This window comes from Amycolatopsis sp. NPDC104775 (assembly GCF_055583325.1).
Genome location: NZ_JBVJOE010000014.1, coordinates 56,988 through 77,447 on the forward strand (window position 1 = coordinate 56,988; position 20,460 = coordinate 77,447).

The following is a 20,460-nucleotide window of genomic DNA, read 5'->3' on the forward strand; positions in this document are numbered from 1 at the left end:
GCGGCGCCGCGGTCGACATCGCACTCTAGCCAATACCTCATCCGGGCCGTTTCACACGTCATCCCCGAGCGTGATCCACCTCACAGCGGCACCGCTCAGGACAGGTGCGAAATGTCGTTGACCAGCCGGACCGAGGCGTTGCCGTCCGGATAGAACTCGACGATCGAAAGCGACGCCAGGTCCAGGTGCAGCCGGAACAGCAGCGACGGCCCGGCGTCGAGCCCCATCCGCAGCAGGGTCTTGATCGGCGTCACGTGGCTGACCACGATCAGCGTGCGCCCGTCGTACTGCTCGACCAGGTCGCGCCGGGCCTTGCCGACCCGCCGGTGGACCGCGTCGAAGCTCTCGCCGCCGGGCGGCGAGCACGAGGAATCGCTCAGCCAGCAGCGGTGCAGTTCCGGGTCGCGCTCGGCGGCCTCGCCGAAGGTGAGGCCCTCCCATTCGCCGAAGTCGGTTTCGATCAGGCCGGGATGCGTTTCGACCCGGCCGCCGAGCGCGTCGGCGACCGCCTGCGCGGTCTGCTTGGTGCGGATCAGCGGCGACGAGACGATCGGAGCGGGCTCGCCGTCCTCGCCGATCAGCCCCGGCATCGCGGCCAGCCGTTTGGCGGCGAGCACGGCCTGGCCCCGGCCGTGCTCGGTGAGCGGGACGTCGCCGCGCCCGGAGTAGCGGCGGTCGACCGACATCTCGGTCTGGCCGTGACGCAGCAGAAGCAGTTTGGTGGGCGTGCCGCGGGCTCCGGTCCAGCCCGCCGGCGACACCCGGTCCGGCTCGGAAGCCGCGGCTTTTTCCCGCACCTCGGCGACCGGGGCGGACGAGGTGGCGGCGGATCCGGCGCTGTCCATCGCGACGTTCGCGAGCCGGTCGGCGTGCGAGTTCTCCGCGCGCGGGATCCAGGTGTAGCTGACCCGGTCGAAGCCCGCCGCGATCTCGCGGGCCTGCGCGGCGAGCGGCTGCAGCGCGGCGTGCTTGATCTTCCAGCGTCCGGACATCTGCTCGACCACGAGCTTCGAATCCATCCGGACGTCCACAATGGACACTCCGAGTTCGGCGGCCGCGGCGAGCCCGGCGACCAGCCCGGAGTACTCCGCGACGTTGTTCGTGGCGATGCCGAGGTATTCGTGGCGTTCGGCGAGCACCTCGCCGGTGGCCGCGTCCTTCACGACCGCGCCGTAGCCCGCCGGGCCCGGATTGCCCCGGGACCCGCCGTCAGCCTCGACGATCGCCCGTTCGGTCACAGCCCCGACTCCAGCGTGCGGACCAGGATCGCGCCGCAGTTGTCGCACTGCACGACGCTGTCCTCGGCCGCGGCCTTGATCTCGGAGACGGTGTTGCGGTCGAGTTCGAGCTGGCAGGCGCCGCACCGGCGGGCTCGCAGCAGCGCCGCTCCGATGCCCTTGTGCTCGAACACCCGGGTGTACAGCTTGAGCAGCGGCTCCGGGAAGCGCGGAACCAGCTTCGCGCGGTCTTCCTTGCGCCGCGCCTCGGTGGTGTCGAGGTCCTTGAACGCCTCGTCGCGCCGGGCCTTGGCCGCCTCGACCGCCTGCGTCGCCTTCTCGACCTCGGCGCTGGTGCGCTGCGCGTCCAGGTCCAGCGCCTCGCGCTTTTCCATCAGCTCCAGCAGGTCGTCCTCGAGCGCGCCCTGGCGACGGCCGAGGGTCTGCAGTTCGTGCTCGATGTCGGTCATCTGCTTGGCGCCGACCGACCCGGATTCCAGCAGCTTGCGGTCGCGGTCCACGCGCGCCCGCACCGATTCGACCTCTTTCTCCTGCCGGGCGATCTCCCGGTCGAGGTCGGACGTCGCGGTCTCGACGGACACGAGCGCGTCGCGTTTCTCCCGGGCGGCCTTCTCGCCTGCCTCGATCTCGGCGAGTTCGGGCAGAGTGCGGCGGCGGTGCGCGACGCGCGAAAGCTCGGCGTCCACCTTCGCGAGTTCGAGCAGCTGACGCTGGACGGCGGGGTCGGCCTTCACTGTGCTCCCTGATTTAGTTACTGGGCGGTAGCGCGGATGGTCCACGGGTCGGTGCACCGCGTGGAGACGTGAGCTTCGACGGTACCCGCAAAGGCCGCGCCGACAAGGGCCGAGGCCTGTCCGCACCACGGCCACTCGCTGGCCCAGTGCGTCAGGCCGACCAGCGCGGGCACGGTCGGCGCCGCGGCGAGGTGTTCGCCGGCCGGATGGTGGCGCAGATCCGCGGTCACGTACGCGTCGACGCCCTCGGCCGTCGCCTTCGCCAGGTAGGAGTCGCCCGCGCCGCCGGAAACCGCGACGGTGCGGATCGTCCGGTCCGGGTCTCCCGCCCCGAGAACGCCCGGGACGGTAACCGGCAACGCGTTGGCGACCCGCTGGACGAACCGCGCGAACGGCTCCGCGGCGGGCAGGTGCCCGATCCGGCCGATCCCGGTGGCGCCGCCCGGCTCGTGCGGGTCGAGCGGCCGGTCGACCTCCAGCCCGATGGCCTGTGCGAGCGCGTCGGAGACGCCGGGGTCGGCCGAATCGGCGTTGGTGTGCGCGCAATAGAGCGCGACGGCGCCGCGGATCATGCGGTGCACGAGCGAGCCCTTCGCGGTGTCCGCTGGGACGCCGTGCACGCCGCGCAGCAGCAGCGGATGGTGCGCGACGATCAGCTGCGCGCCGATTTCCTCGGCTTCGGCGAGGGTTTCCTCGACCGGGTCGACGCAGAACAGCACGCGGCGGACGTCCTCGGCCGGATCTCCGCAGACGAGCCCGACCGCGTCCCAGCTCTCCGCCAGCCGGGGCGGGTAACTGCGTTCAAGGACGGCGATGATCTCGGCTAATGCAGGCACCCGGGGATCCTCGCACGGCCGCTCTGGAAGACTGCCGACCATGCTGCATTCGACTTCGGGAGTCCGCTGTCGCTGAGGCTCACGTCTACCCTCCCAGTGTGGCGTCCAAAGAAAAGTGCAAGCTGGTGTTTGTCTGTTCCGGGAACATCTGCCGGTCCCCGATGGCGGAACTCGTTTTCCGCGCGAAGCTCGCCGACGCGGGCCTCGCGGACGCCGTGCGGGTGTCCAGTGCGGGCACCGGTCCGTGGCACGTCGGCGAGGCGGCCGACCGCCGGGCGCGGGCCACGTTGAAGGCGCACGGCTACCCCACCGAGCACATCGCGGCCGAGGTCAGCGACGAAGACCTCGAAGCCGATCTGCTGCTCGCCGCGGACGAGAGTCACCTGGGCTTCCTGCAGTCCCGCGTCGAAGACCCTTCGCGGGTGCGGCTGTTGCGTTCATTCGACCCGTCCGCCCCGGAAGGCGCCGAGGTGCCGGACCCGTATTACGGCGGCGACGACGGCTTCGAGGACGTGCTCGGGATGATCGAGCGGAGCGTGCCGGGACTGCTGGACTGGGTCCGCGAACAGGCGTGACGTCCGGTCCGGGTGCGCGCACGGAACGCGACGGCCTACCGTAGAGGGGTGCGGTTGCGGTTTCTGCTCCGGCCGGGATGGCTGGCGTTGACAGTGGTGGTGTTCACGTTCGCCATCTGCTGTTACACGCTGCTGGCCCCGTGGCAGTTCCGCCGCGACAGCGAGCAGGTCACCCAGAACAACGCGCTGACCACGTCGTTCACCGCGAAGCCCGCGCCCGCGGCGCAGCTGCTGCCGCCGGGGACGAAGCCGGACAAGAACACCGAGTGGCACCTCGTGTCGATCACCGGCACGTACCTTCCTTCGGCGGAAGTCGTCGCGCGGCTGCGCACTGTGCAGGGCCAAGGCGCGTTCGAGGTCCTCACCCCGCTTCGCGCCACAGACGGCACTGTGTACCTGATCGACCGCGGCTACGTGGGGCTCAGCAGCGACTCCGGCGTGCTTCCGTACGCGGCGGCGCCAGGCGGACAGGTGACGGTCGTCGCGCGCGTGCGAAGCGACGAGACCGACCCGAAGAACCGCGAAGCGTTCGCTGACGCCTCGACGAACGGAAAGCTGCAGAGCTACACCGTCGACTCGCGAGTGGTGGCGAAGTCGTCCGGCCTCACCATCCGGCCCGGTTACTTCCAGCTCGACCAGAACCAGCCCGGGGTGCTCAGCCCATTGCCGCTGCCGCAGCTCGAATCGGGCCCGTACTTCTCGTACGCGTTGCAATGGCTGGCGTTCGGCACGATGGCGTTGCTGGGCTGGCTGTACTTCACGATTCGCGAACTGCGTCCGGGCGGCGCGCTGACGACCGAGCGCCCGCAGCGCGGCCGGCGCAAGTCGGTCGCGGAGATGCTCGCCGAAGACGAGGACGAGTACTCGCCGACCGCCTGAGTGGCCTGGTCGTTTTGCTGGAAAATGGCCCTTTGCCCGGGCCACTTGCCGCCCGGATACTGACCGCATGCTGATCCATCCCTGGGACGCCGCGGACGAGAACGAATGGCGGGAATGGCTCGCCGGACACGATTTCGGCGAACTGGTCGCCGGCGGCCGCGGCCGTGATCTTCCCGTGGTGGTGCCGACGCATTTCGTCTTCGACGGCGACGCGACCGTCCGGCTGCATCTCGCCCGGCCGAACCCGGTGTGGCCGCTGCTGGAGGAGCACCCGCGCGCGCTGCTCACGGTGACCGGGGATTACACCTATATCCGCTCGGACTGGAACACCACCGACGACCCCGCGCTCGGCGTGCCCACCTCGTACTACGCGAGCGTGCAGCTGGCCTGCGACGTCCGGCTCGTCGACGACCCCGAAGAGAAGGCCGCGCTGCTGAACCGCCAGCTGGTGCATTTCGAACCGGACGGCAAGCGCACCCCAGTGTCCGCTGTGGACGCTCCGGATCGGCGGCTGCTGCCGGGAATCCGCGGCATCGAGCTGACGGTGACCGAGGTGCGGGCGAAGTTCAAGTACGGCGGGAACAAGAAATCCGAGGAGCGGCAACGGATCGGCGCGCTACTGTCCGAACGGGACGGTTTCCACGACGCGGAGGCCGTGGCCCACCTGAAACCCTGACGGCTCAAGGGTTTCGGCGACGCACTCCGCTCAGCAGGGCGACGAGCACGGACGTACCCGCGGCCAGCCAACCGACCACTCGGGACAGTTCCACCGCCCGCGTCACGTGCCCGGCGTCCGGATTCCGGCCGACGCCCAGCACCGGCAATTCCACGACCCCGTGCGGATACTCGGTCCGCCCGCCCACCCGGATCTCCAGCGCTCCGGCGAAAGCCGCCTCGACGCGACCGGCGTTCGGGCTCGGATGCGCGATCGTGTCCCGCCGCCAAGCCCGCCACGCGCCGCCCGCGGAACCGCCGACCACCGGCGCACCCAGAACGGTCAGCGCGGCGGCGACCCGGGTCGGCAGGAGGTGCACGAGTTCGTCGAGCCGGTCGATGACCCAATGTCCGGGAAGCAGCCGCCGCAGCAGTCCGATCGTGCGCGCCGCGAGAAGTCCGGGAACGCCCGCGACCGCACCCCACAGCAGCGGCGTGACGACCACTTCGGACGTGTTCTCGGCCAGAGTTTCCACCGCTGCCCGGGAAAGCCCGATCGTGCTGAGCCCGTCGGTGACGCGGGGGTCCAGTTCGGACAGTGTGCCGCGCGCCGGTTCGAGACGGCCCTCTTCGAGATCGCGGGCCAGCTCGGTGCCCTGCGTGGCCAGCCCGGCCGCGCCGACGACCGCCCAGGTCGCGACCGCCGTGGCCGTCGCCTGCAGAACGGGGCCGCGGCGACCGACGCGCTCGGCCAGCACTCCAGCGGCAATCGCGGCACCAGCGATTCCGAGCCCGGCCGTGCGCCGCGAACCGGTCGCGGCGACCGCCCGGCGGAAGGCGGTGACCGGCGGCCGTCGCCGCGGATCGCCGAGTGCCCCGTCGGCGGCCAAACCCAGAATCAAGCCGATCGCGCGCGCCGCGCTCACCAGTAGCCCCCCGGAACGTGGACGATTCAGCCGCCGAGATTACTCGACACCGCGGCGGCGATCTCCTCGCGTGCCTGCTCCACGATGTCGCGCATCGCGCGTTCGGCGCGTTCCGCCTCGCCGAGGTCGATCGCTTCGGCGACCTCGACATGCAATGCGACCGCCTCGGGCTGCGGTTCGTCCGGCATCAGGCCGTGCCCGGTACGCCCGGCGAGCACTTCGGCGACCACTGAGGACAGCTGCGCGAACATCGGATTCCGCGACGCGGACAGCAGCAGATCGTGGAACGCGACGTCGTGGCCGAGGAAGGCGTCCAGGTCGCGGGCGCGCGCCGTCCGCTGGAGATGCACCGCCAGCGCGCGAAGCCGGCCGCGTTCCTCCGGCGTCGCCCGGAGCGCGGCGAAGCGGGCGGCGCACGGTTCGACGGCCGAGCGCAGTTCGGTCAGCGTGCGCAGCGCCGTCCCCCGGTCCGCGCCGTCGAGCTGCCAGCGGATCAGCCGCGGGTCATAGTGGTTCCACTCGGCCGGCTCGCGGACGGTGACCCCGACGCGGCGGCGGCTGCTGGTCAACCCCATCGTCTCGAGAACTCGCACGACCTCGCGGGCGACCGTCCGCGAAGCCCCGTACCGCTCTTGCAGCTCCTCCGAGCGCAACACCGCGCCCGGCGCCAGCTCGCCGCTCGCGATGGCCGCGCCGAGCTCGTCGAGCATGTCCTCGTGCCGATCATTCCCCACCGGTTCAACTTAACCCTCTGACTCGATTAAGTACTACTTCTTCTTGATTAAGTAGTACTTTTGAGTTTGACTCTCCAAGGCACAAAGACGTGGGAGGTACGCATGACGGTCATCGTGGTGATGGGCGTATCGGGCTCGGGCAAGACGACGGTCGGCAAGGCCGTCGCGGAGGCGCTCGGGGTCGAGTACGCCGAGGCGGACACCTTCCACCCGAAGGCCAACATCGAGAAAATGACCGCGGGCCACCCGCTCACCGACGAAGACCGGGAGCCGTGGCTGGCCGCGATCGCGCTGTGGATCGCCGAGCACCAGAAAAGCGGCGGCGTGGTCAGCTCGTCGGCGTTGAAGCGGCGCTACCGCGACGTGCTGCGCGGCGGCTGGGACGTCTGGTTCCTGCACCTGCACGGCTCGCGCGACCTGCTCGCCGAACGGATGAAGACCCGCAGCGGCCACTTCATGCCGGTCTCGCTGCTGGATTCCCAGCTCGCCGACCTCGAACCGCTCGAGCCCGACGAGCCCGGCGAAACCTTCGACATCAGCCGTTCCCCCGCCGACCTCGTCGAGTCGGCGCTGACCGCCTTCCGGAAGTCCGCATGAACACCCTCGCCGCCGGCTGGACCGGCCACGACACCCGCCTGATCCTCGCCACGGTGCTGGCCATCGCCGTGATCGTGGTGCTGATCAGCAAGGTCAAACTGCATCCGCTGCTCGCGCTCACGCTGGGCTCCGGCGTGCTCGGCCTGGTCGCCGGGATGCCGGTGGACAAGCTGCTGAAAAGCTTCACCACCGGCGTCGGCAGCACCGTCGCCTCCGTCGGCGTGCTGATCGCTTTCGGCGCGATGCTGGGCAAACTGCTCGCCGATTCCGGCGGCGCGGACCGGATCGTGGACACCGTGCTCGGCCGGGTCCGCGGCCCCGGACTGCCCTGGGCGATGGCGCTGGTGGCCGCGCTGATCGGGTTGCCGATGTTCTTCGAGATCGGCCTCGTGATGCTGATCCCGGTGGTGCTGCTGGTGGCCAAGCGCAGCGGGAAACCGGTGCTGCTGCTGGGAATTCCGGCGCTGGCCGGGCTGTCGGTGCTGCACGGCCTGATCCCGCCGCACCCCGGCCCGCTGGCCGCCGCCGGTTCGCTGAACGCCAACGTCGGCCTCACCCTGGGGCTGGGCCTGCTGGTCGGGCTTCCGACAGTGATCATCGCCGGACCGCTGTTCGGCCGCCTCGCCGCGAAGATGGTGCCCGACGCCGCGCCGCCCGCCCGGCTGGTCCCGGAATCCGAGGGCACCGACGAAAAGCACCGCCCAAGCTTCTTCGCGACGCTGTCCACAGTGCTCCTGCCGGTGGTCCTGATGCTGGCCAAGGCACTCGCGGACATCTTGGCGGACAAGGGAAACCCTGCCCGCCGCGTCCTCGACTTCATCGGTGACCCGCTCGTCGCACTGCTGCTCGCGGTGCTCGTCGGGATGGTCGTGCTGGGCCGCCCGGCGCGGCTGAACCGCGAACGGCTGTCGTCGATCATCGGCGATTCCCTCGGCCCGATCGCCGGGATCGTGCTGATCGTCGCCGCCGGCGGCGGGTTCAAGCAGACCCTGGTCGACGCCGGAGTCGGCGACGTGATCACCAGCCTGTCCAAGGGCGCGAACCTGTCCCCGCTGCTGCTCGGCTGGCTGGTCGCGGTGGCGATCCGCCTGGCGACGGGCTCGGCGACGGTCGCGACGGTCTCCGCGGCGGGCATCGTGGCCCCGCTCGCCGCGACGCTGGACCCGACGCACAACGCCCTGCTGGTGCTGGCCATCGGTGCCGGTTCGCTGTTCTTCTCGCATCTGAACGACGCCGGGTTCTGGCTGGTCAAGGAGTACTTCGGGATGTCGGTCGGGCAGACGCTGAAGAGCTGGTCGGTGATGGAAACGGTGATCTCGGTGGTGGCGATCGCGTTGATCCTGCCGCTGGGCGTCTTGCTCTAGCGCTCGAACCCCTCGGCCGCTGGACTCCTCGCGTGGAGCCCAGCGGCCGTTTTCGTGGTTGACATGTGACCTTTTGGTCACCTATTCTCGGTGCGTGCCCGACGAGGACCTGGTTTTCAAGGCTCTGGCGGATCCGACCCGCCGGTTCCTGCTCGACCTGCTCTACGCGCGGGACGGCCGCACGCTCACCGAGCTGGAGTCCGAAGTGGACATGAGCCGGTTCGGGGTGATGAAACACCTCAAGCTGCTCGAGGAGGCCGAGCTGGTCATTTCGCGCAAGGAGGGGCGGGAAAAGCGGCATTTCCTGAACCCGGTGCCGATCCGCCAGATCCACGACCGCTGGATCGACAAGTACACCGCACACCACACGTCGGCGCTGCTGGACCTCAAAGCCCAGCTCGAAGCCGAAGAATCCTTGAAGGAGCCCGAAGAATGAGTGACACCACGACCGTTCAGATCAACCGCGTCTACATCAAGGCCACCCCGCAGGCAGTGTGGGACGCCCTCACCAAGCCGGAATGGACGGCGAAGTACGGCTACACCGGCCTGGCCGAATTCGACCTCAAGCGCGGCGGCAAGCACCGCACCAAGCCGACCCAGGAGTTCATCGATTCCGGATTCACCAGCGACCTCCTCGACGGCGAAGTGCTCGAAGTCGATCCGCCGCGCAAGCTGGTGATCACGTGGAAACTGCAGATGGACCCGAGCCTGGTCGCCGAGCCGTACACCACAGTCACTTACGACATCGAGCAAACGCAGACCGCAGGTACCCGGCTTACCGTCACGCACGACGTCACCGGTGCACCCAACCACGCGGCCCTCGTGTCCGGCCAGCACGAGGATGTCAACGCCGGTCCGGGCGAGAACGCGGGCGGCGGCTGGGCGTGGGTCCTGTCGGACTTGAAGTCCGTCCTGGAGACGGGCAAGAACCTCACCGCCTGACGCGAGGGTGGGGTGGCTGTTTTCGGGCAGCCACCCCACTTTTCACACGCGTTGCGTCGCAGCCTTCAACGCGGCCTTCGCGGCGTCGGAAGCCCCGAGCTTGTCCAAACCGAACAGTGCGGCTCCGACAACCGGGTTCACCTCCACCACGCGCACTTGCGCCCGGGGTGCCACTTTCAGGCACCGCCGTTCAATATCCGCGATCACGGGCTCGCTGACCCCGGTCAGCACCCCGCCGCCGAGGATGACCTCGGGGGCCGACGTCGTGAGGTCCAGGCGGCGCAGGATCGCGGCCACCAGCAGGCTCACTTCCTCCGCGAACCGGGTCACCACGTCTTGGGCGACCTCGTCACCGGCCGCGGCCACCTCGAACAGCAGCGGGCAGAGGCCGTGGATCGAGGCGGCGTCGATTTCCTCGAAATGCAGGCCTTGCACCACGTCCAGGAGCGTCGAGGCGCCGTAGTACTCCGCTACCGCCGATTCCAGCGCGGTGCGCGGACCACGACCGTCTTCCGCGCGGACGGCCCACCACAGCGCTTCCTCGCCCAGCCGGTACCCGCCGCCCCAGTCGCCGGATACCTTGCCCAGCGCGGGAAACCGGTACGACCGGCCGTCCGGGGCGAAGCCGGCGCCGTTGATGCCCGCGCCGCACACCACCGCTACCCCGGTGCCGTCGGAACTTCCAGCCCTGAGAAGAGCAAGCACGTCGTTGCCGACGTCCAAAGTGGAACTCCAGCCCCGCGCCGACAAAGCCTCGTGCAGCGCCTCTTCTTCGCGGGGGAAGTCGAGACCGGCCAGGTAGGCCGAAGTGTGCACGGCGAACGGCGGTTCAGTCGGCAGGCCGCCGGAGCGGAGGGCTTCCTGAACGAATTCTTCCAGTGCGGCAACGCATCCGTCGACTCCGACGCGCTGGGGAGAAACGCCGGGACCGCGGGAGGCGCCGAGCACGACGCCGTCCCGCGAAACCACCAGCACCTCGGTTTTGCTGTTCCCCCCGTCGATCGCGACGACGGCGTCGCTCATGCCCGCGCCCAGGGCAGGAAATCCCGGTTGCGAGCGACGAGTTCGTCCGCGAGCTGGTCCGCCTTGGTGTACTGGCCGACCAGCGGATGCGCGAGCAGCGCGTCCGCGACCCGGTCCCGGCCGCCCTTGATCGCGGCGTCCAGTGCCAGGTACTCGTAGGCGGTGACCCCGGCGATCAGCCCGGCGAACCGCGGGTCGACCGGGGGCTGCGGAATCGGGGTCGCGCCTGCCGAGTCCACAGTGGACGAGACTTCGATGACCGCGTCGTCCGGAAGGAAGTCGAACGTGCCGTTGTTGCGGACGTTCACCACGTGTTCCTCCGCCGCACCACCGGAGGTCAGCGCGTGCACGAGCTGCACCGCCGCCTCCGAGTAGTACGCGCCGCCGCGCTTCTCCAGCGACTCCGGCTTCGTGACCTGCTCTGGGTCGAGGTAGATCTTCAGCAGTTCTTCCTCGACGTCGCTGACCACCTCGGCCCGCGGACGCTCGGTCCGCTGCTTCGCGACCTGTGCGTCGTGCGAGTAGTAGTACTTGAGGTAGTACGACGGAACGGCCTGCATCCGCTGCATCCACTCGACCGGCACGCTGACCTCTTCGCCGAGGTATTCCGCGTGCTGGGCAAGGAGTTCCGGCAGCCGGTCGACGCCGTCGACCAGGACGCCGCGTTCCCAGCTCAGGTGATTCAGTCCAGTGTGCACCAGCTTGACGTCGCCGGTCGAAGCGCCGAGCAGCTTCGCGAACTTGCGCTGCAGGTTGATCGCGACGTTGCACAGGCCGACCGCACGGTGGCCTTCCTGCAGCAGCGCACGGGTGACGATGCCGACCGGGTTGGTGAAGTTGACGATCCAGGTGTCGTCGCCGGCGACCTTGCGCACGCGCTCAGCGATGTCGAGCACCACCGGCACCGTACGCAGCGCCTTCGCCAACCCGCCCGCACCGGTAGTTTCCTGGCCGACACAACCGCACAGATGCGGGAACGTCTCGTCCGAGGCGCGTGCCTTCTGGCCGCCGACGCGCAGCTGGATGAGGACAGCCGACGCGCCGTCGACGCCTTCCTCCAGGTTCGCCGTCGTGCGCACGCGGGCCGAATGCCCCGCGTGGTTCAGCAGCCGCTGGCTGAAATCGCCGACCGCTTCGACCCGGTAGGCGTCCGGGTCGATCAGCACGATCTCGTCGACGTCGAGCGAGGCCCGCCGTCCGGCGATGCCGTCGATCAGCTCCGGCGTGTAGGTGGACCCACCGCCGACCACTGCCAGTTTCATCCCTTGACTCCCGTGAACGTGATGCCCTTGACGAACGACTTCTGCGCGAACACGAACAGCACGATCACCGGCAGCATGATCAGCGCGGTGGCGGCCATCGTGAGGTTCCATTCGACGTGGTGCATGCCTCGGAAGGACGCGATCGCCAGTGAAAGCGGCCAGTTGTCTTTGTTCTCGCCGGTGTAGAGCAGCGGACCGAAATAGTCGTTCCAGGTGAACAGGAAGCAGAACATCGCGGTGGCCGCGATCCCCGGCTTCGCCATCGGGATCAGCACCCGCGTGAGCACCCGGAACTCGTTGCAGCCGTCGATCTTCGCCGCTTCCAGGTAGTCCTTCGGAATGGTGAGGAAGAACTGCCGGAGCAGGAAGATCGAGAAGGCGTCGAAGAAGAAGTACGGCACGATGAGCGGCACCAGCGTGCCGGTGAACCCGAGCCGCACCCACAGGTCGTACAGCGGAACGACGGTGACCTGCGGCGGCAGCATCATCGCGACCACCACGAGCATGAAGCACAGGTTTTGCCCGCGCCACCGCAGTTTCGCCAGCCCGTACGCCGCCGGGATCGCCGAGACCAGCGCGCCGATCGTGGCCAGCGCCGAGTACAGCAGGCTGTTGCCGAAGTACTCCAGCAGCGGTGCCTTCCGGAACACCTCGACGAAGTTCTCGAAATGCCATTCGGTCGGCCACAGGCTGGAGGTCATCGCCTGGTCGCTCTTCATCACCGAGGTGAGGAAAACGAACAGCAATGGCAGCATGAAGATCACGCCGAGTGCGATGCCGACCGCGTGCGTGGCCACAAAGGACAGCTTCTTGTCCCAGCGCCGCTTGAACTTCTCCCGCGGATGCACCGGAGCAGCCGGACGCGGTGGTGCCGAAAGCGTCGTCATGCTCCATCCTCCTGATGTTGCGTCTTACGCATTTGCCGCACCAAAATCCAGGTGAAGCCCGCGGAGACCAGGAACAGCAGTACTGCCATCGCCGCCGCGTAACCCATGTTGAAGTACCGGAAACCCTGTACGTACAACCAGATCGGATACGTCAGCGTCGAGTTTTCCGGCGCACCGATCAGTTTCGAGTTCCCCGCGACGTCAGCTGTACCCGCGGAAGCGGACGCGGCGACAATCGCCTGGGTGAAGAACTGCAGCGCGTAGATCATCGAGTTGACCACGCCGAACAGCAGCACCGGCGAGATCGACGGCAGCGTCACGTGCCAGAACCGGCGCACCGGCCCGGCCCCGTCGAGTTCCGCGGCCTCGTACTGCTCCTGCGGAACGTCCAGCAACGCGGCCAGAATGATGATCATCAGCTCGCCCGAACCCCACAGTGCGAGCAGGGTCAGCGCGGGCTTCGACATTTCCGGGCTGTTGAACCACAATCCGCCGTCGATGCCCACCAGCCGCAGGAACCGGTTCACCGGCCCGAATTCCGGGTTGAACACGAAGACGAAGGCGAGCGTCGCGGCCGCGGGCGGGGCGAGCGCGGGCAGGTAGCAGAGCGTGCGGACGATGCCGACGCCCGATTTCAGCCGCGAAATCACCGACGCCACGCCGAGCGAGAACAGCACCCGGCAGACGGTCAGGATGATGACCAGCCACAACGTGTTGTACGCGGCGGTTTTCACCAGTGGCTCGCTGGTGAACATGCGCACGTAGTTGTCGAACCCGATCCACTGTGGAGGGTTGATCAGGTCGTAGCGGGTGAACGAGTAGAACAGCGTGGCGCCCAGCGGGTAGGCGAAGAAGATGAGGAACCCGAGGGTGGCCGGTGCCATGAACCAGAACACCGTGCGCCTGCGCTTGGCCCGGGGAGACCCCCTCCGCGCCTGGTTCGGCACGGAGGAGGTTCCGGTTTCCGGTGCGGTCAGCGTGGTCATCCGCCGGCGCCCTTCTGCGCCAGTTCGTCGTTGATCTGCGCGTCGACCTTCTTGAGGCCGGCGTCCAGATCCGGCACCGACCCGGCCTGCCACTTCTCGGCGAAGTCGTTGACCGCCTTGAGGAACGCGTCGCCGATCGGCGTGGTCGGGTTGGCGACCAGCTTGCCGCTGTTGTAGATGTCGGTGAAGGTCTTGAACTGCGGCGGCATCTTCAGATTCGGCGAGTTCAGCGAATCCTTGGTGCTGGGCACGTTGTTCAGGCCGTTGGCCATCTCGACGAGGGTGTCGGTGTCGAGCGAGGCCTGCTTGATCAGCTCCCACGCGGCACCCGGGTTCTTCGCGCCCTTCGGGATCGCGATGATCGTGCCGGTGCCGAAACCGCCGCCGTACTGGCCGGCCAGGCTGTCGAGCACCGGAGCGGGCGCGGTGCCGTAGTCGAGCGAGGGCACCTGATCCTTGATGAACGCGGTGCGGAACTCGCCGTCGTAGATCATCGACAGCTTGCCGGTCTGGAAGCCGTTGTCCTTCGAGTACTCGTCACCGAGACCGGCCTTGAACTTCTCGACCTTCTCGTGCCCGCCGTAGAAGTCGATGAGCTTCTTCTGGAATTCGAACATCTCCTTCCAGCCGGGGCTGGAAGCGAGCGACGATTTGCCGTCCGGGCCGATGAACTTCGCGCCGAAGTTCGGCGCCCAGTACTGCGCCTGGTTGGCGTAGAACGGCATCGACGGCAGGAAGCCCGCGGTCTTGATCGAGCCGTCCGGGTTGAACTCGGTGAGCTTCTTGACGTCCTCGAACAGTTCCGTGGTGTTCTTCGGCGGACCGGCGATGCCCTTGGCCGCGAACTGCGCCTTGTTGTAGAAGAACCCGTACACGTCGGCGAGCATCGGCATCGCGCACCGCTTGCCCTGGTACGACGTGTAGTCGCGGACCGCCTGCGGGATCTGCTCGAGATCGATCTTGTCGCGGTCGATGTAGGGCTTCAGGTCCTGGAAGCTGCCGGTGGAGCACCAGGCGCCGAGGTTGTCGGTGTAGAACGAGATCGCCACGTCCGGCGGGTTGCCGCCGCGGATCGACTGGGTGAGCTTGTCGTCGTCCTGGTTCCCCTCGTGCTTGATGGTGATGTTGGGGAACTTCGCCTTGAGCTTGTCCAGCGCCTTCGTGACCACGCCATACTCGCGGTCGGTGAACTTGCTGTAGACGGTGATGGTGAGCTTGTCGTCCTTGTTCGGCGGGGCCGCGGCGTCACCGCCGCCTGCGGGCGCGGCGGCGCCGCACGCGGCAGTCGCCAGCAGCGAACTCGCCGCGAAGGCGCTGAGCAGCAGAGACCCGCGCTTGCGCACGATTCTCCGGATGCGGGTGGGAGCGGACATGAACCCTCCTGTCCATCGGTGGGTCTACTCGGTCGGGGACGGGGCTTGCTCTCCGGCGGACCGGCGCGGCCGCAGAAGCGTGGGGGTGACGACGCCGAAGACGTCCTCACGGGCGGTGGCGAGCGCGGATTGCAGCGCACCGGCGCGCACCGCGTTGCCCTGCACCGAAGCGACGCCGACGGGCGTGCGCGGCAGGACCAGTTCGTGCAGTTTTTCCGCGACGATCGCCGCGAACTCGTCGCCGCCGGCGCGGCTGGTCTCGCCGCACAGCAGGATGAGCTGCGGGTCGGCGACCGCGACGAGGCTGGCGACCCCGCTCGCGACGCGCCGTGCGAGATCGTCCAGAAACCCTTGGTGTGCCGCGCGTCGTGCCTGCGTGACGGCGTCCCACCCGCTGTCCGCGGTGATGCCGTGCGCCTTGGCGAGCCGGACGATCGCCGACGAATCGACCAGGTTGCCGTACCGGGCCCCGGCGGACGGCCAGCTGTCGCCAGTGTCCACAGTGGCCGGATCGGGAACGCGCATCCAGTCGATCTCGCCGCCGCCACCGGTGGCGCCGCGCAGCAGCCGTTGTCCGATGACGACCGCGCCGCCGACGCCCTCGGACAGCCACACCAGCACGAAATCGTCGACGCCCTGCGCGTTGCCGACGGTCATTTCCTCGACCGCGACAAGGTTTACGTCGTTCTCGATCTTGACTGTCACGCCAAGTTCGTCGCTCAGCCGCTTCGGCACGTTGAACCCGAGCCAGCCCGGGATGTGCGGGGCCGACGACAGCAGTCCGGTACGCGGGTCGAACGCGCCCTGCGCCCCGATGACCACATTGGACAGATCGTCGAGCTGCAGGCCCGCGGCCTTGGCGACCCGGCGCAGCGCCTGCCCGAACGAACCGACCACGTCCGCGTCCTCGGCCACCGGAAGCTGCACGCGGTACTCGGCGAGCACGGCCCCGGCGACGTCGGCGACCACGAAGTCCGCGACCCGCGGGGTGAGGTCGACGGCCGCGACGTGCGCGAGGCCGCCGTTGACCGCCCACAGCTGAGCGCGCGGCCCGCGTCCGCCACCGGCGCGTTCCCCGGCCTTGCCGACGAGATTCTCCTGCTCCAGCCGGGTGAGCAGCTGCGCGGTAGCGGGTTTGGACAGCCCGATGGCGGCCTCGAGCTCGGCCCGGGTGAGCGGCCCGCTCCGCAGCAACGCCTCGATCGCCGCGCGGTCGTTCATCTCGCGCAACGTTCGCGGACTGCCGGCTCGCACCTGGCTGCTCCTTTATTAGGAAACTTTACAGACGGTTTTCCGGGACTGTAGTGAGCGCGGCCACACGGCGTCAATGGGCTCGGGAAACAGCGGGGTAACGGCTTGATACCGCGGGATGTCGGCGACCGGCACAGGGTGACCGGGCGAGCGCGGACCGTACGTGGTGCAGACCAGCGGGAAGGGGTGGTCCGGGAATTTCGGGAAAGGGAGGGGCCACCGGGGCAGCGCGGGGCACGCATCGACCACGGGCGGATTAGCCCGGCGGCCGGGTGCTGGTTCGTAGTCCGTGAGGAGTCCCCGCACGAACCAGCCAGATTGCGGCGAATCGGGTACTTCGCGGGCCTGGGCGTCCTTTGTGGATGCTCAGCAGCCGGTGCGGCCACCCCGCTCAAGCCCCTGGCGGTGGGGCAGCGCCCTCCCGGCGAGCGGCGCTAGCGCGGAAGGGCGGAGCCGGAGGTCGTGGGTGGCGAGGCGACGGTTCTTCCCGGCCTCGCCACTCACGAGCCCGTCACTCCTCGGCTTCGGCCCAGGCTTTCAGCATCACGCGGGCGATCGACGAGTTCCCCGGCAGCAGCAGGTTCGACGCCCCGCCAGCGATCGGCGTCGGCACGCCGGTCCCGGCGTTGCGGAACGCGGCGCGGACGTCCTCTCGGGACACCCACAGCGCTTCCTCGATCTCCCCCTCAGCGGGGACCAGCGGCGCTTCGCGGTCCGCGCGCGCGGTGAAGCCCAGCATGATCGAGCGCGGGAACGGCCACGGCTGGCTGCCGAGATACCGCACGTCCCGCACCTCGATCCCGGCCTCCTCGCGGATTTCGCGGACGACGCAGCCCTCCAGGGACTCCCCCGCCTCCACGAATCCGGCGAGCACCGAGTACCGGTCCGGCGGCCAGATCGGCTGCCGGGCGAGCAGCACGTGCGAACCGTTGACCCCATCGAGGTCGTGGACCAGGCAGATCACCGCCGGGTCGGTGCGCGGGTATTCCTCGTGGCCCTTGGCTTCGCAGCGGCTGGCCCAGCCGAACTGGATCAGCCGCGTCGGCGAGCCGTCGCGGCTGCAGAAGCGCGATTGCCGCCGCCAGTTCCGCAGCGCCTGCGCGGTGGTGAACAGGCCGGCCGACGTGTCGTCGAGCTGTTCGCCGTAGCCGCGCAGCTCGACCCACAGCTCGCCGTTGGCGCGCGGGACCTCTTCGATCACGCCCCAGCTGCCCGCCAGCCGCACGGTGTCGGCGTCGCCCTCGATGGCACCGGGCAGCGACCAGTAGTCGACGTCCTCCCACTCGCCGAGGAACACCGCGTCGGCGGGCGGTTCGGTGCCGAAGTCCATCGCCTTGCGGGTGGCCAGCGCGGAGCTGCCTTCGACGACCGGCGTGCGGCCGGTGTCGTCGAGCAGCACCACGCGGGCTTCCGACCATTTCGCGGCGAGCCGCTCCGGGTTGGTGCGCAAGGTTTCCTGACGGTCCACTGTGGAACGCGACAGGGTCGGCAGGGAACCTAGTTCGAACGGAACGCTCATCAGTCCTTCTCGCTGGTGGAAACTCCGAGCGCGGCCAGCTTCGGCGCGAGCAGGTCCGCGTCGCCGACCACGACGCCGGTGAACCGGCCCGGCGCGAAGAACTCCGCCGCGGCTTCGGCGACCTCGTCCGCGGTGACCGCCGCGAGCCGCTCCGGATGCGTCTGCAGCCAGTCGATGCCGAGGCCGTTCGACGCCAGCGCCATCAGCTGCCCGGCGAGCCCGCCCTGCGAGGACGTGCCGGTGACCAGCGAGCCCATCGCGTACTGCCGCACCGATTCGACCTCTTCCGCGGTCGGCGGCACGGTGCCGAGCCGGAACAGCTCGTAGCGGGTCTCCAGGTACGCCGCGGCGGTGACCTCGTTGGCCGTGTCCGCGTCCACATTGACCACTGCCGTGTCGCCGGTGAACTCGAAGCCGGAGTGCGCGCCGTAGGTGTATCCCTTGTCCTCGCGGATGTTTTCCACCAGCCGCGAGGAGAAATACCCGCCATACGCCAGATTCGCCAGCTGCAGCGCCGGGTAGCGCGGGTCGACCCGCGGAACCGTCTGCGCGGACAACCGGATCTGCGACTGCACGGCGCCGTCGCGCGGCACCAGCAGGACGTTGCCGCCGGTCAGCGTCGGCAGCGGCGGCAGCACCACGGCCGAGCGGTCTGACTTCCAGCCGCCGAGCGCGCGCTCCAATTCGGCCGGAACTTCTTGCGGGTCAAGGTCTCCGACCAGCACGAGCACGGCACCGCGCGGCAGCACCGAAGCGGTGTGCAACGCGCGCACCTGCTCCGCGGTCACCTCGGCGACATCCTCGGCCTGCGGGACCTCGCGAGTCGCGGGGTGATCGCCGTACCGGTGCTTCTGCAGTGCTTCCCGCGCGATCGTGCGCGGCTGCGTCCGCGAGACCGCGATGCGCTCGATCAACCGCTCCCGCTCGCGCGCGACCTCCGCGTCGCCGTACGTCGCACCGGTGAGCACGTCCCCGAGCACGTCCAGCAGCGTCGGCAGGCCGTCGGACAGCGCGGTGCCGCCGAAGTACAACCGCTCCGGGTCCACGCCCGCGTTGAGGTCGCCGCCGATCAGCGCGACCTCGGCGTCGATTTCCACCCGGTCGCGCCGAGCGGTTCCGGTGAGCACGGTTTCCGCGAGCACCTCCGCGGTGGCCGCGTGCATCCGGTCCTCTCCCGCGAACGGGATCCACAGCCGCAGTTCCACCATCGGGACGCTCGCCTTGCGCACCGCGAGCACGCGCAGCCCGTTGGAAAGCGTGGTGTCCACATGGGACAGATCGGCGGCGGCGCGCTGCTTCCCGAGCGCGGGCAGCGGACGCGGTCCGGTGGCGGTGCGGCCGATCTCCTCGGCGCTGCGGTGTGCGGCTTTGACCTGTTCAGCCGAGGTCACTGTTCCGTCCCTTCGGTGCTTGCGGGCTTGACGACGAGCACGGCGCGCGCGTCCGGGCGCAGCGCCTTCGCCGCCGCCGACACCGCCTCGCCGGAGACCGCGGACAGCCGGTCGGCGAGCTGGTAGACCAGCGACGCGTCGCCGTACAGCAGTTCGAACGCGCCGAGCGCGAGCGTGCGCGACACGAGCCGGTCGTGCTCCGCGTGCAGGCTCGCCGCCCAGCGCGCGGTGACCTTCTTGAGTTCTTGTTCGTCCGGCGGCGTGGACGCGAGCTTCTCCAGCTCCTCGTCCAGCGCGGCCAGCACGCGCTCGCGCGGCACGTCCGGCGGGTGGATCGCGGTGATGGTGAACGTGTCCGGATCGCGCGCCTCGAACGGGCCGAACAGCCCGGCCCCCGCGCCGATGTCGACCACCAGCGGCTCGACGTGCACCAGCCGCTGCTGCAGCCGCGAGCCGTCACCGTCGGTGAGCACGCCGGCCAGCACCAGATAGGCGAGGTAGCCGTCGAGGTCGTTGATCGGGTCCGGCATCCGGTAGCCGACGGCCAGCGCGGGCAGCGGCGCGTGCGGGTCGGTGTGCTCGCCGTTCAGCTGCGTGGTGGGCAGCGGTTCGGAGAACGACGGACGGACCGGAGCCGGCCGGTGCGGGACGTCGCCGAAGTGCTTCTGGACGAGCGCCTTCGCCTCTTCCACCTCGAAATCGCCCGCGACGGTCAGCACCGCGTTGGCCGGCGAGTAGAAGGTGTCGAAGAAGGCGGCGCAGTCGTCCAGCGTCGCGCCCTCCAGGTCTTCGAAGGCTCCGTAGCCGTCGTGCGCGTTGGCGAACGTGGAGTACAGCACCGGCGGCAGCAGGATCCAGGGGAATCCGCCGTACGGCCGGTTGCGCACGTTCAGCCGGATTTCCTCCTTGACGACCTCGATCTGGTTCGCCAGGTTCTCCGCGGTCAGCTTCGGCGCGCGCATCCGGTCGGCCTCAAGGAACAGCGCGCGTTCCAGCGCCGCCGCGGGCAGCACCTCGTAGTAGTCGGTGTAGTCCGGATGCGTGGAACCGTTGAAGGTGCCGCCGCTGGACTGCACGTGCCGGAAGTGCGCCAGTTTCTCCAGGCTTTCGCTGCCCTGGAACATCAGGTGCTCGAAGAGGTGCGCGAAACCGGTCAACCCCTCCGGCTCGGAGCGGAAGCCTACGTCGTAGTGCACGCTGACCCCGACCACCGGCGCGGTCGGGTCAGGAGCGAGCACCACGCGCAGACCGTTGTCGATCGTGAAACGGAAGAGCTCGGGATCGGCCAT

At 69.1% G+C, this 20,460-nt stretch carries 21 protein-coding genes; 7 read left to right on the forward strand and 14 right to left on the reverse strand.

What is annotated here, in order from left to right; genetic code table 11:
* Positions 1-95: 95 nt before the first annotated feature.
* Genes ACZ63D_RS39335 through ACZ63D_RS39345 form a run of 3 tightly spaced genes read right to left on the reverse strand, consistent with a single transcriptional unit; the run spans position 96 to position 2,808 of the window.
* Positions 96-1,238 (reverse strand): bifunctional RNase H/acid phosphatase, encoded by a 1,143-nt coding sequence (locus ACZ63D_RS39335; RefSeq protein WP_465359412.1) that lies wholly within the window; start codon positions 1,236-1,238, stop codon positions 96-98.
* A complete protein-coding gene (locus tag ACZ63D_RS39340; protein ID WP_465359413.1) occupies positions 1,235-1,972 on the reverse strand; it encodes a zinc ribbon domain-containing protein in 738 nt (245 codons plus the stop codon). The genes ACZ63D_RS39335 and ACZ63D_RS39340 overlap by 4 nt, the downstream gene beginning before the upstream one ends.
* Positions 1,973-1,989: 17 nt before the next feature.
* Positions 1,990-2,808 (reverse strand): Nif3-like dinuclear metal center hexameric protein, encoded by an 819-nt coding sequence (locus tag ACZ63D_RS39345; protein WP_465359414.1) that lies wholly within the window; start codon positions 2,806-2,808, stop codon positions 1,990-1,992.
* A 98-nt stretch (positions 2,809-2,906) separates the two neighbouring features.
* Between ACZ63D_RS39345 and ACZ63D_RS39350 the strand changes: the two genes are divergently transcribed.
* The 3 genes from ACZ63D_RS39350 to ACZ63D_RS39360 all read left to right on the forward strand — a co-directional run bounded on the left by ACZ63D_RS39350 (position 2,907) and on the right by ACZ63D_RS39360 (position 4,938).
* Positions 2,907-3,383 carry a low molecular weight protein-tyrosine-phosphatase gene (locus ACZ63D_RS39350; protein ID WP_465359415.1) on the forward strand — a complete coding sequence of 159 codons (477 nt, stop codon included), beginning with the start codon at positions 2,907-2,909 and terminating at the stop codon, positions 3,381-3,383.
* Positions 3,384-3,431: 48 nt separating this feature from the next.
* Positions 3,432-4,262, forward strand: coding sequence for an SURF1 family cytochrome oxidase biogenesis protein (locus ACZ63D_RS39355; RefSeq protein WP_465359416.1), 831 nt, complete (start codon positions 3,432-3,434; stop codon positions 4,260-4,262).
* Positions 4,263-4,329: 67 nt separating this feature from the next.
* On the forward strand, positions 4,330-4,938 hold the full coding sequence (locus tag ACZ63D_RS39360; RefSeq protein ID WP_465359417.1) for an FMN-binding negative transcriptional regulator: 609 nt from the start codon (positions 4,330-4,332) through the stop codon (positions 4,936-4,938).
* A 4-nt stretch (positions 4,939-4,942) separates the two neighbouring features.
* On the opposite strand, the gene ACZ63D_RS39365 is transcribed toward ACZ63D_RS39360, so the two are convergent.
* Entirely contained in the window at positions 4,943-5,842 is a 900-nt protein-coding gene (locus ACZ63D_RS39365) for a cobalamin biosynthesis protein CobD/CbiB (RefSeq protein WP_465359418.1), read from the reverse strand.
* Between the two features lie 26 nt (positions 5,843-5,868).
* Positions 5,869-6,552 carry a FadR/GntR family transcriptional regulator gene (locus ACZ63D_RS39370; protein WP_465359500.1) on the reverse strand — a complete coding sequence of 228 codons (684 nt, stop codon included), beginning with the start codon at positions 6,550-6,552 and terminating at the stop codon, positions 5,869-5,871.
* Positions 6,553-6,678: 126 nt separating this feature from the next.
* Between ACZ63D_RS39370 and ACZ63D_RS39375 the strand changes: the two genes are divergently transcribed.
* The 4 genes from ACZ63D_RS39375 (at position 6,679) to ACZ63D_RS39390 (ending at position 9,479) form a co-directional block, all read left to right on the forward strand.
* Positions 6,679-7,173, forward strand: a complete 495-nt coding sequence (locus tag ACZ63D_RS39375) for a gluconokinase (RefSeq protein ID WP_465359419.1) — start codon at positions 6,679-6,681, stop codon at positions 7,171-7,173.
* The gene (locus ACZ63D_RS39380; RefSeq protein WP_465359420.1) at positions 7,170-8,537 is read left to right on the forward strand and encodes a GntT/GntP/DsdX family permease; all 1,368 of its coding nucleotides are present in this window, start codon (positions 7,170-7,172) and stop codon (positions 8,535-8,537) included. The genes ACZ63D_RS39375 and ACZ63D_RS39380 overlap by 4 nt, the downstream gene beginning before the upstream one ends.
* Before the next feature lie 94 nt (positions 8,538-8,631).
* On the forward strand, positions 8,632-8,973 hold the full coding sequence (locus ACZ63D_RS39385) for an ArsR/SmtB family transcription factor (protein ID WP_465359421.1): 342 nt from the start codon (positions 8,632-8,634) through the stop codon (positions 8,971-8,973).
* Positions 8,970-9,479, forward strand: coding sequence for an SRPBCC domain-containing protein (locus tag ACZ63D_RS39390; RefSeq protein WP_465359422.1), 510 nt, complete (start codon positions 8,970-8,972; stop codon positions 9,477-9,479). The genes ACZ63D_RS39385 and ACZ63D_RS39390 overlap by 4 nt, the downstream gene beginning before the upstream one ends.
* A 42-nt stretch (positions 9,480-9,521) precedes the next feature.
* Here ACZ63D_RS39390 and ACZ63D_RS39395 read toward each other — a convergent pair whose 3' ends face one another.
* The 9 genes from ACZ63D_RS39395 to ACZ63D_RS39435 all read right to left on the reverse strand — a co-directional run bounded on the left by ACZ63D_RS39395 (position 9,522) and on the right by ACZ63D_RS39435 (position 20,460).
* Positions 9,522-10,502: an N-acetylglucosamine kinase gene (locus tag ACZ63D_RS39395; protein ID WP_465359423.1), complete on the reverse strand. Its 981-nt coding sequence runs from the start codon at positions 10,500-10,502 to the stop codon at positions 9,522-9,524.
* Positions 10,499-11,764 (reverse strand): 6-phospho-beta-glucosidase, encoded by a 1,266-nt coding sequence (locus ACZ63D_RS39400; RefSeq protein ID WP_465359424.1) that lies wholly within the window; start codon positions 11,762-11,764, stop codon positions 10,499-10,501. Before ACZ63D_RS39400 ends, ACZ63D_RS39395 begins: the two co-directional genes overlap by 4 nt.
* Positions 11,761-12,651: a carbohydrate ABC transporter permease gene (locus tag ACZ63D_RS39405; RefSeq protein WP_465359425.1), complete on the reverse strand. Its 891-nt coding sequence runs from the start codon at positions 12,649-12,651 to the stop codon at positions 11,761-11,763. Before ACZ63D_RS39405 ends, ACZ63D_RS39400 begins: the two co-directional genes overlap by 4 nt.
* A complete protein-coding gene (locus ACZ63D_RS39410; protein ID WP_465359426.1) occupies positions 12,648-13,637 on the reverse strand; it encodes a carbohydrate ABC transporter permease in 990 nt (329 codons plus the stop codon). Before ACZ63D_RS39410 ends, ACZ63D_RS39405 begins: the two co-directional genes overlap by 4 nt.
* Positions 13,634-15,010 (reverse strand): extracellular solute-binding protein, encoded by a 1,377-nt coding sequence (locus ACZ63D_RS39415; RefSeq protein WP_465359427.1) that lies wholly within the window; start codon positions 15,008-15,010, stop codon positions 13,634-13,636. The genes ACZ63D_RS39410 and ACZ63D_RS39415 overlap by 4 nt, the downstream gene beginning before the upstream one ends.
* Positions 15,011-15,034: 24 nt before the next feature.
* The gene (locus ACZ63D_RS39420) at positions 15,035-16,231 is read right to left on the reverse strand and encodes an ROK family transcriptional regulator (protein WP_465359501.1); all 1,197 of its coding nucleotides are present in this window, start codon (positions 16,229-16,231) and stop codon (positions 15,035-15,037) included.
* Positions 16,232-16,772: 541 nt separating this feature from the next.
* A complete protein-coding gene (gene nudC, locus ACZ63D_RS39425) occupies positions 16,773-17,780 on the reverse strand; it encodes an NAD(+) diphosphatase (RefSeq protein WP_465359428.1) in 1,008 nt (335 codons plus the stop codon).
* Positions 17,780-19,171 carry a M16 family metallopeptidase gene (locus ACZ63D_RS39430; RefSeq protein ID WP_465359429.1) on the reverse strand — a complete coding sequence of 464 codons (1,392 nt, stop codon included), beginning with the start codon at positions 19,169-19,171 and terminating at the stop codon, positions 17,780-17,782. Before ACZ63D_RS39430 ends, nudC begins: the two co-directional genes overlap by 1 nt.
* Positions 19,168-20,460 carry a M16 family metallopeptidase gene (locus tag ACZ63D_RS39435; RefSeq protein ID WP_465359430.1) on the reverse strand — a complete coding sequence of 431 codons (1,293 nt, stop codon included), beginning with the start codon at positions 20,458-20,460 and terminating at the stop codon, positions 19,168-19,170. Before ACZ63D_RS39435 ends, ACZ63D_RS39430 begins: the two co-directional genes overlap by 4 nt.

What these genes read in the sequence shown, in the direction of transcription:
- ACZ63D_RS39360 (WP_465359417.1), top strand. Translation starts at nt 4,330, where the DNA reads ATGCTGATCCATCCCTGGGACGCCGCGGACGAGAACGAATGGCGGGAA.
- ACZ63D_RS39370 (WP_465359500.1), bottom strand. Translation starts at nt 6,552, where the DNA reads ATGCTCGACGAGCTCGGCGCGGCCATCGCGAGCGGCGAGCTGGCGCCG.
- ACZ63D_RS39375 (WP_465359419.1), top strand. Translation starts at nt 6,679, where the DNA reads ATGACGGTCATCGTGGTGATGGGCGTATCGGGCTCGGGCAAGACGACG.
- ACZ63D_RS39380 (WP_465359420.1), top strand. Translation starts at nt 7,170, where the DNA reads ATGAACACCCTCGCCGCCGGCTGGACCGGCCACGACACCCGCCTGATC.
- ACZ63D_RS39390 (WP_465359422.1), top strand. Translation starts at nt 8,970, where the DNA reads ATGAGTGACACCACGACCGTTCAGATCAACCGCGTCTACATCAAGGCC.
- ACZ63D_RS39395 (WP_465359423.1), bottom strand. Translation starts at nt 10,502, where the DNA reads ATGAGCGACGCCGTCGTCGCGATCGACGGGGGGAACAGCAAAACCGAG.
- ACZ63D_RS39400 (WP_465359424.1), bottom strand. Translation starts at nt 11,764, where the DNA reads ATGAAACTGGCAGTGGTCGGCGGTGGGTCCACCTACACGCCGGAGCTG.
- ACZ63D_RS39405 (WP_465359425.1), bottom strand. Translation starts at nt 12,651, where the DNA reads ATGACGACGCTTTCGGCACCACCGCGTCCGGCTGCTCCGGTGCATCCG.
- ACZ63D_RS39410 (WP_465359426.1), bottom strand. Translation starts at nt 13,637, where the DNA reads ATGACCACGCTGACCGCACCGGAAACCGGAACCTCCTCCGTGCCGAAC.
- ACZ63D_RS39415 (WP_465359427.1), bottom strand. Translation starts at nt 15,010, where the DNA reads ATGTCCGCTCCCACCCGCATCCGGAGAATCGTGCGCAAGCGCGGGTCT.
- ACZ63D_RS39420 (WP_465359501.1), bottom strand. Translation starts at nt 16,231, where the DNA reads ATGAACGACCGCGCGGCGATCGAGGCGTTGCTGCGGAGCGGGCCGCTC.
- nudC (WP_465359428.1), bottom strand. Translation starts at nt 17,780, where the DNA reads ATGAGCGTTCCGTTCGAACTAGGTTCCCTGCCGACCCTGTCGCGTTCC.
- ACZ63D_RS39435 (WP_465359430.1), bottom strand. Translation starts at nt 20,460, where the DNA reads ATGGCCGATCCCGAGCTCTTCCGTTTCACGATCGACAACGGTCTGCGC.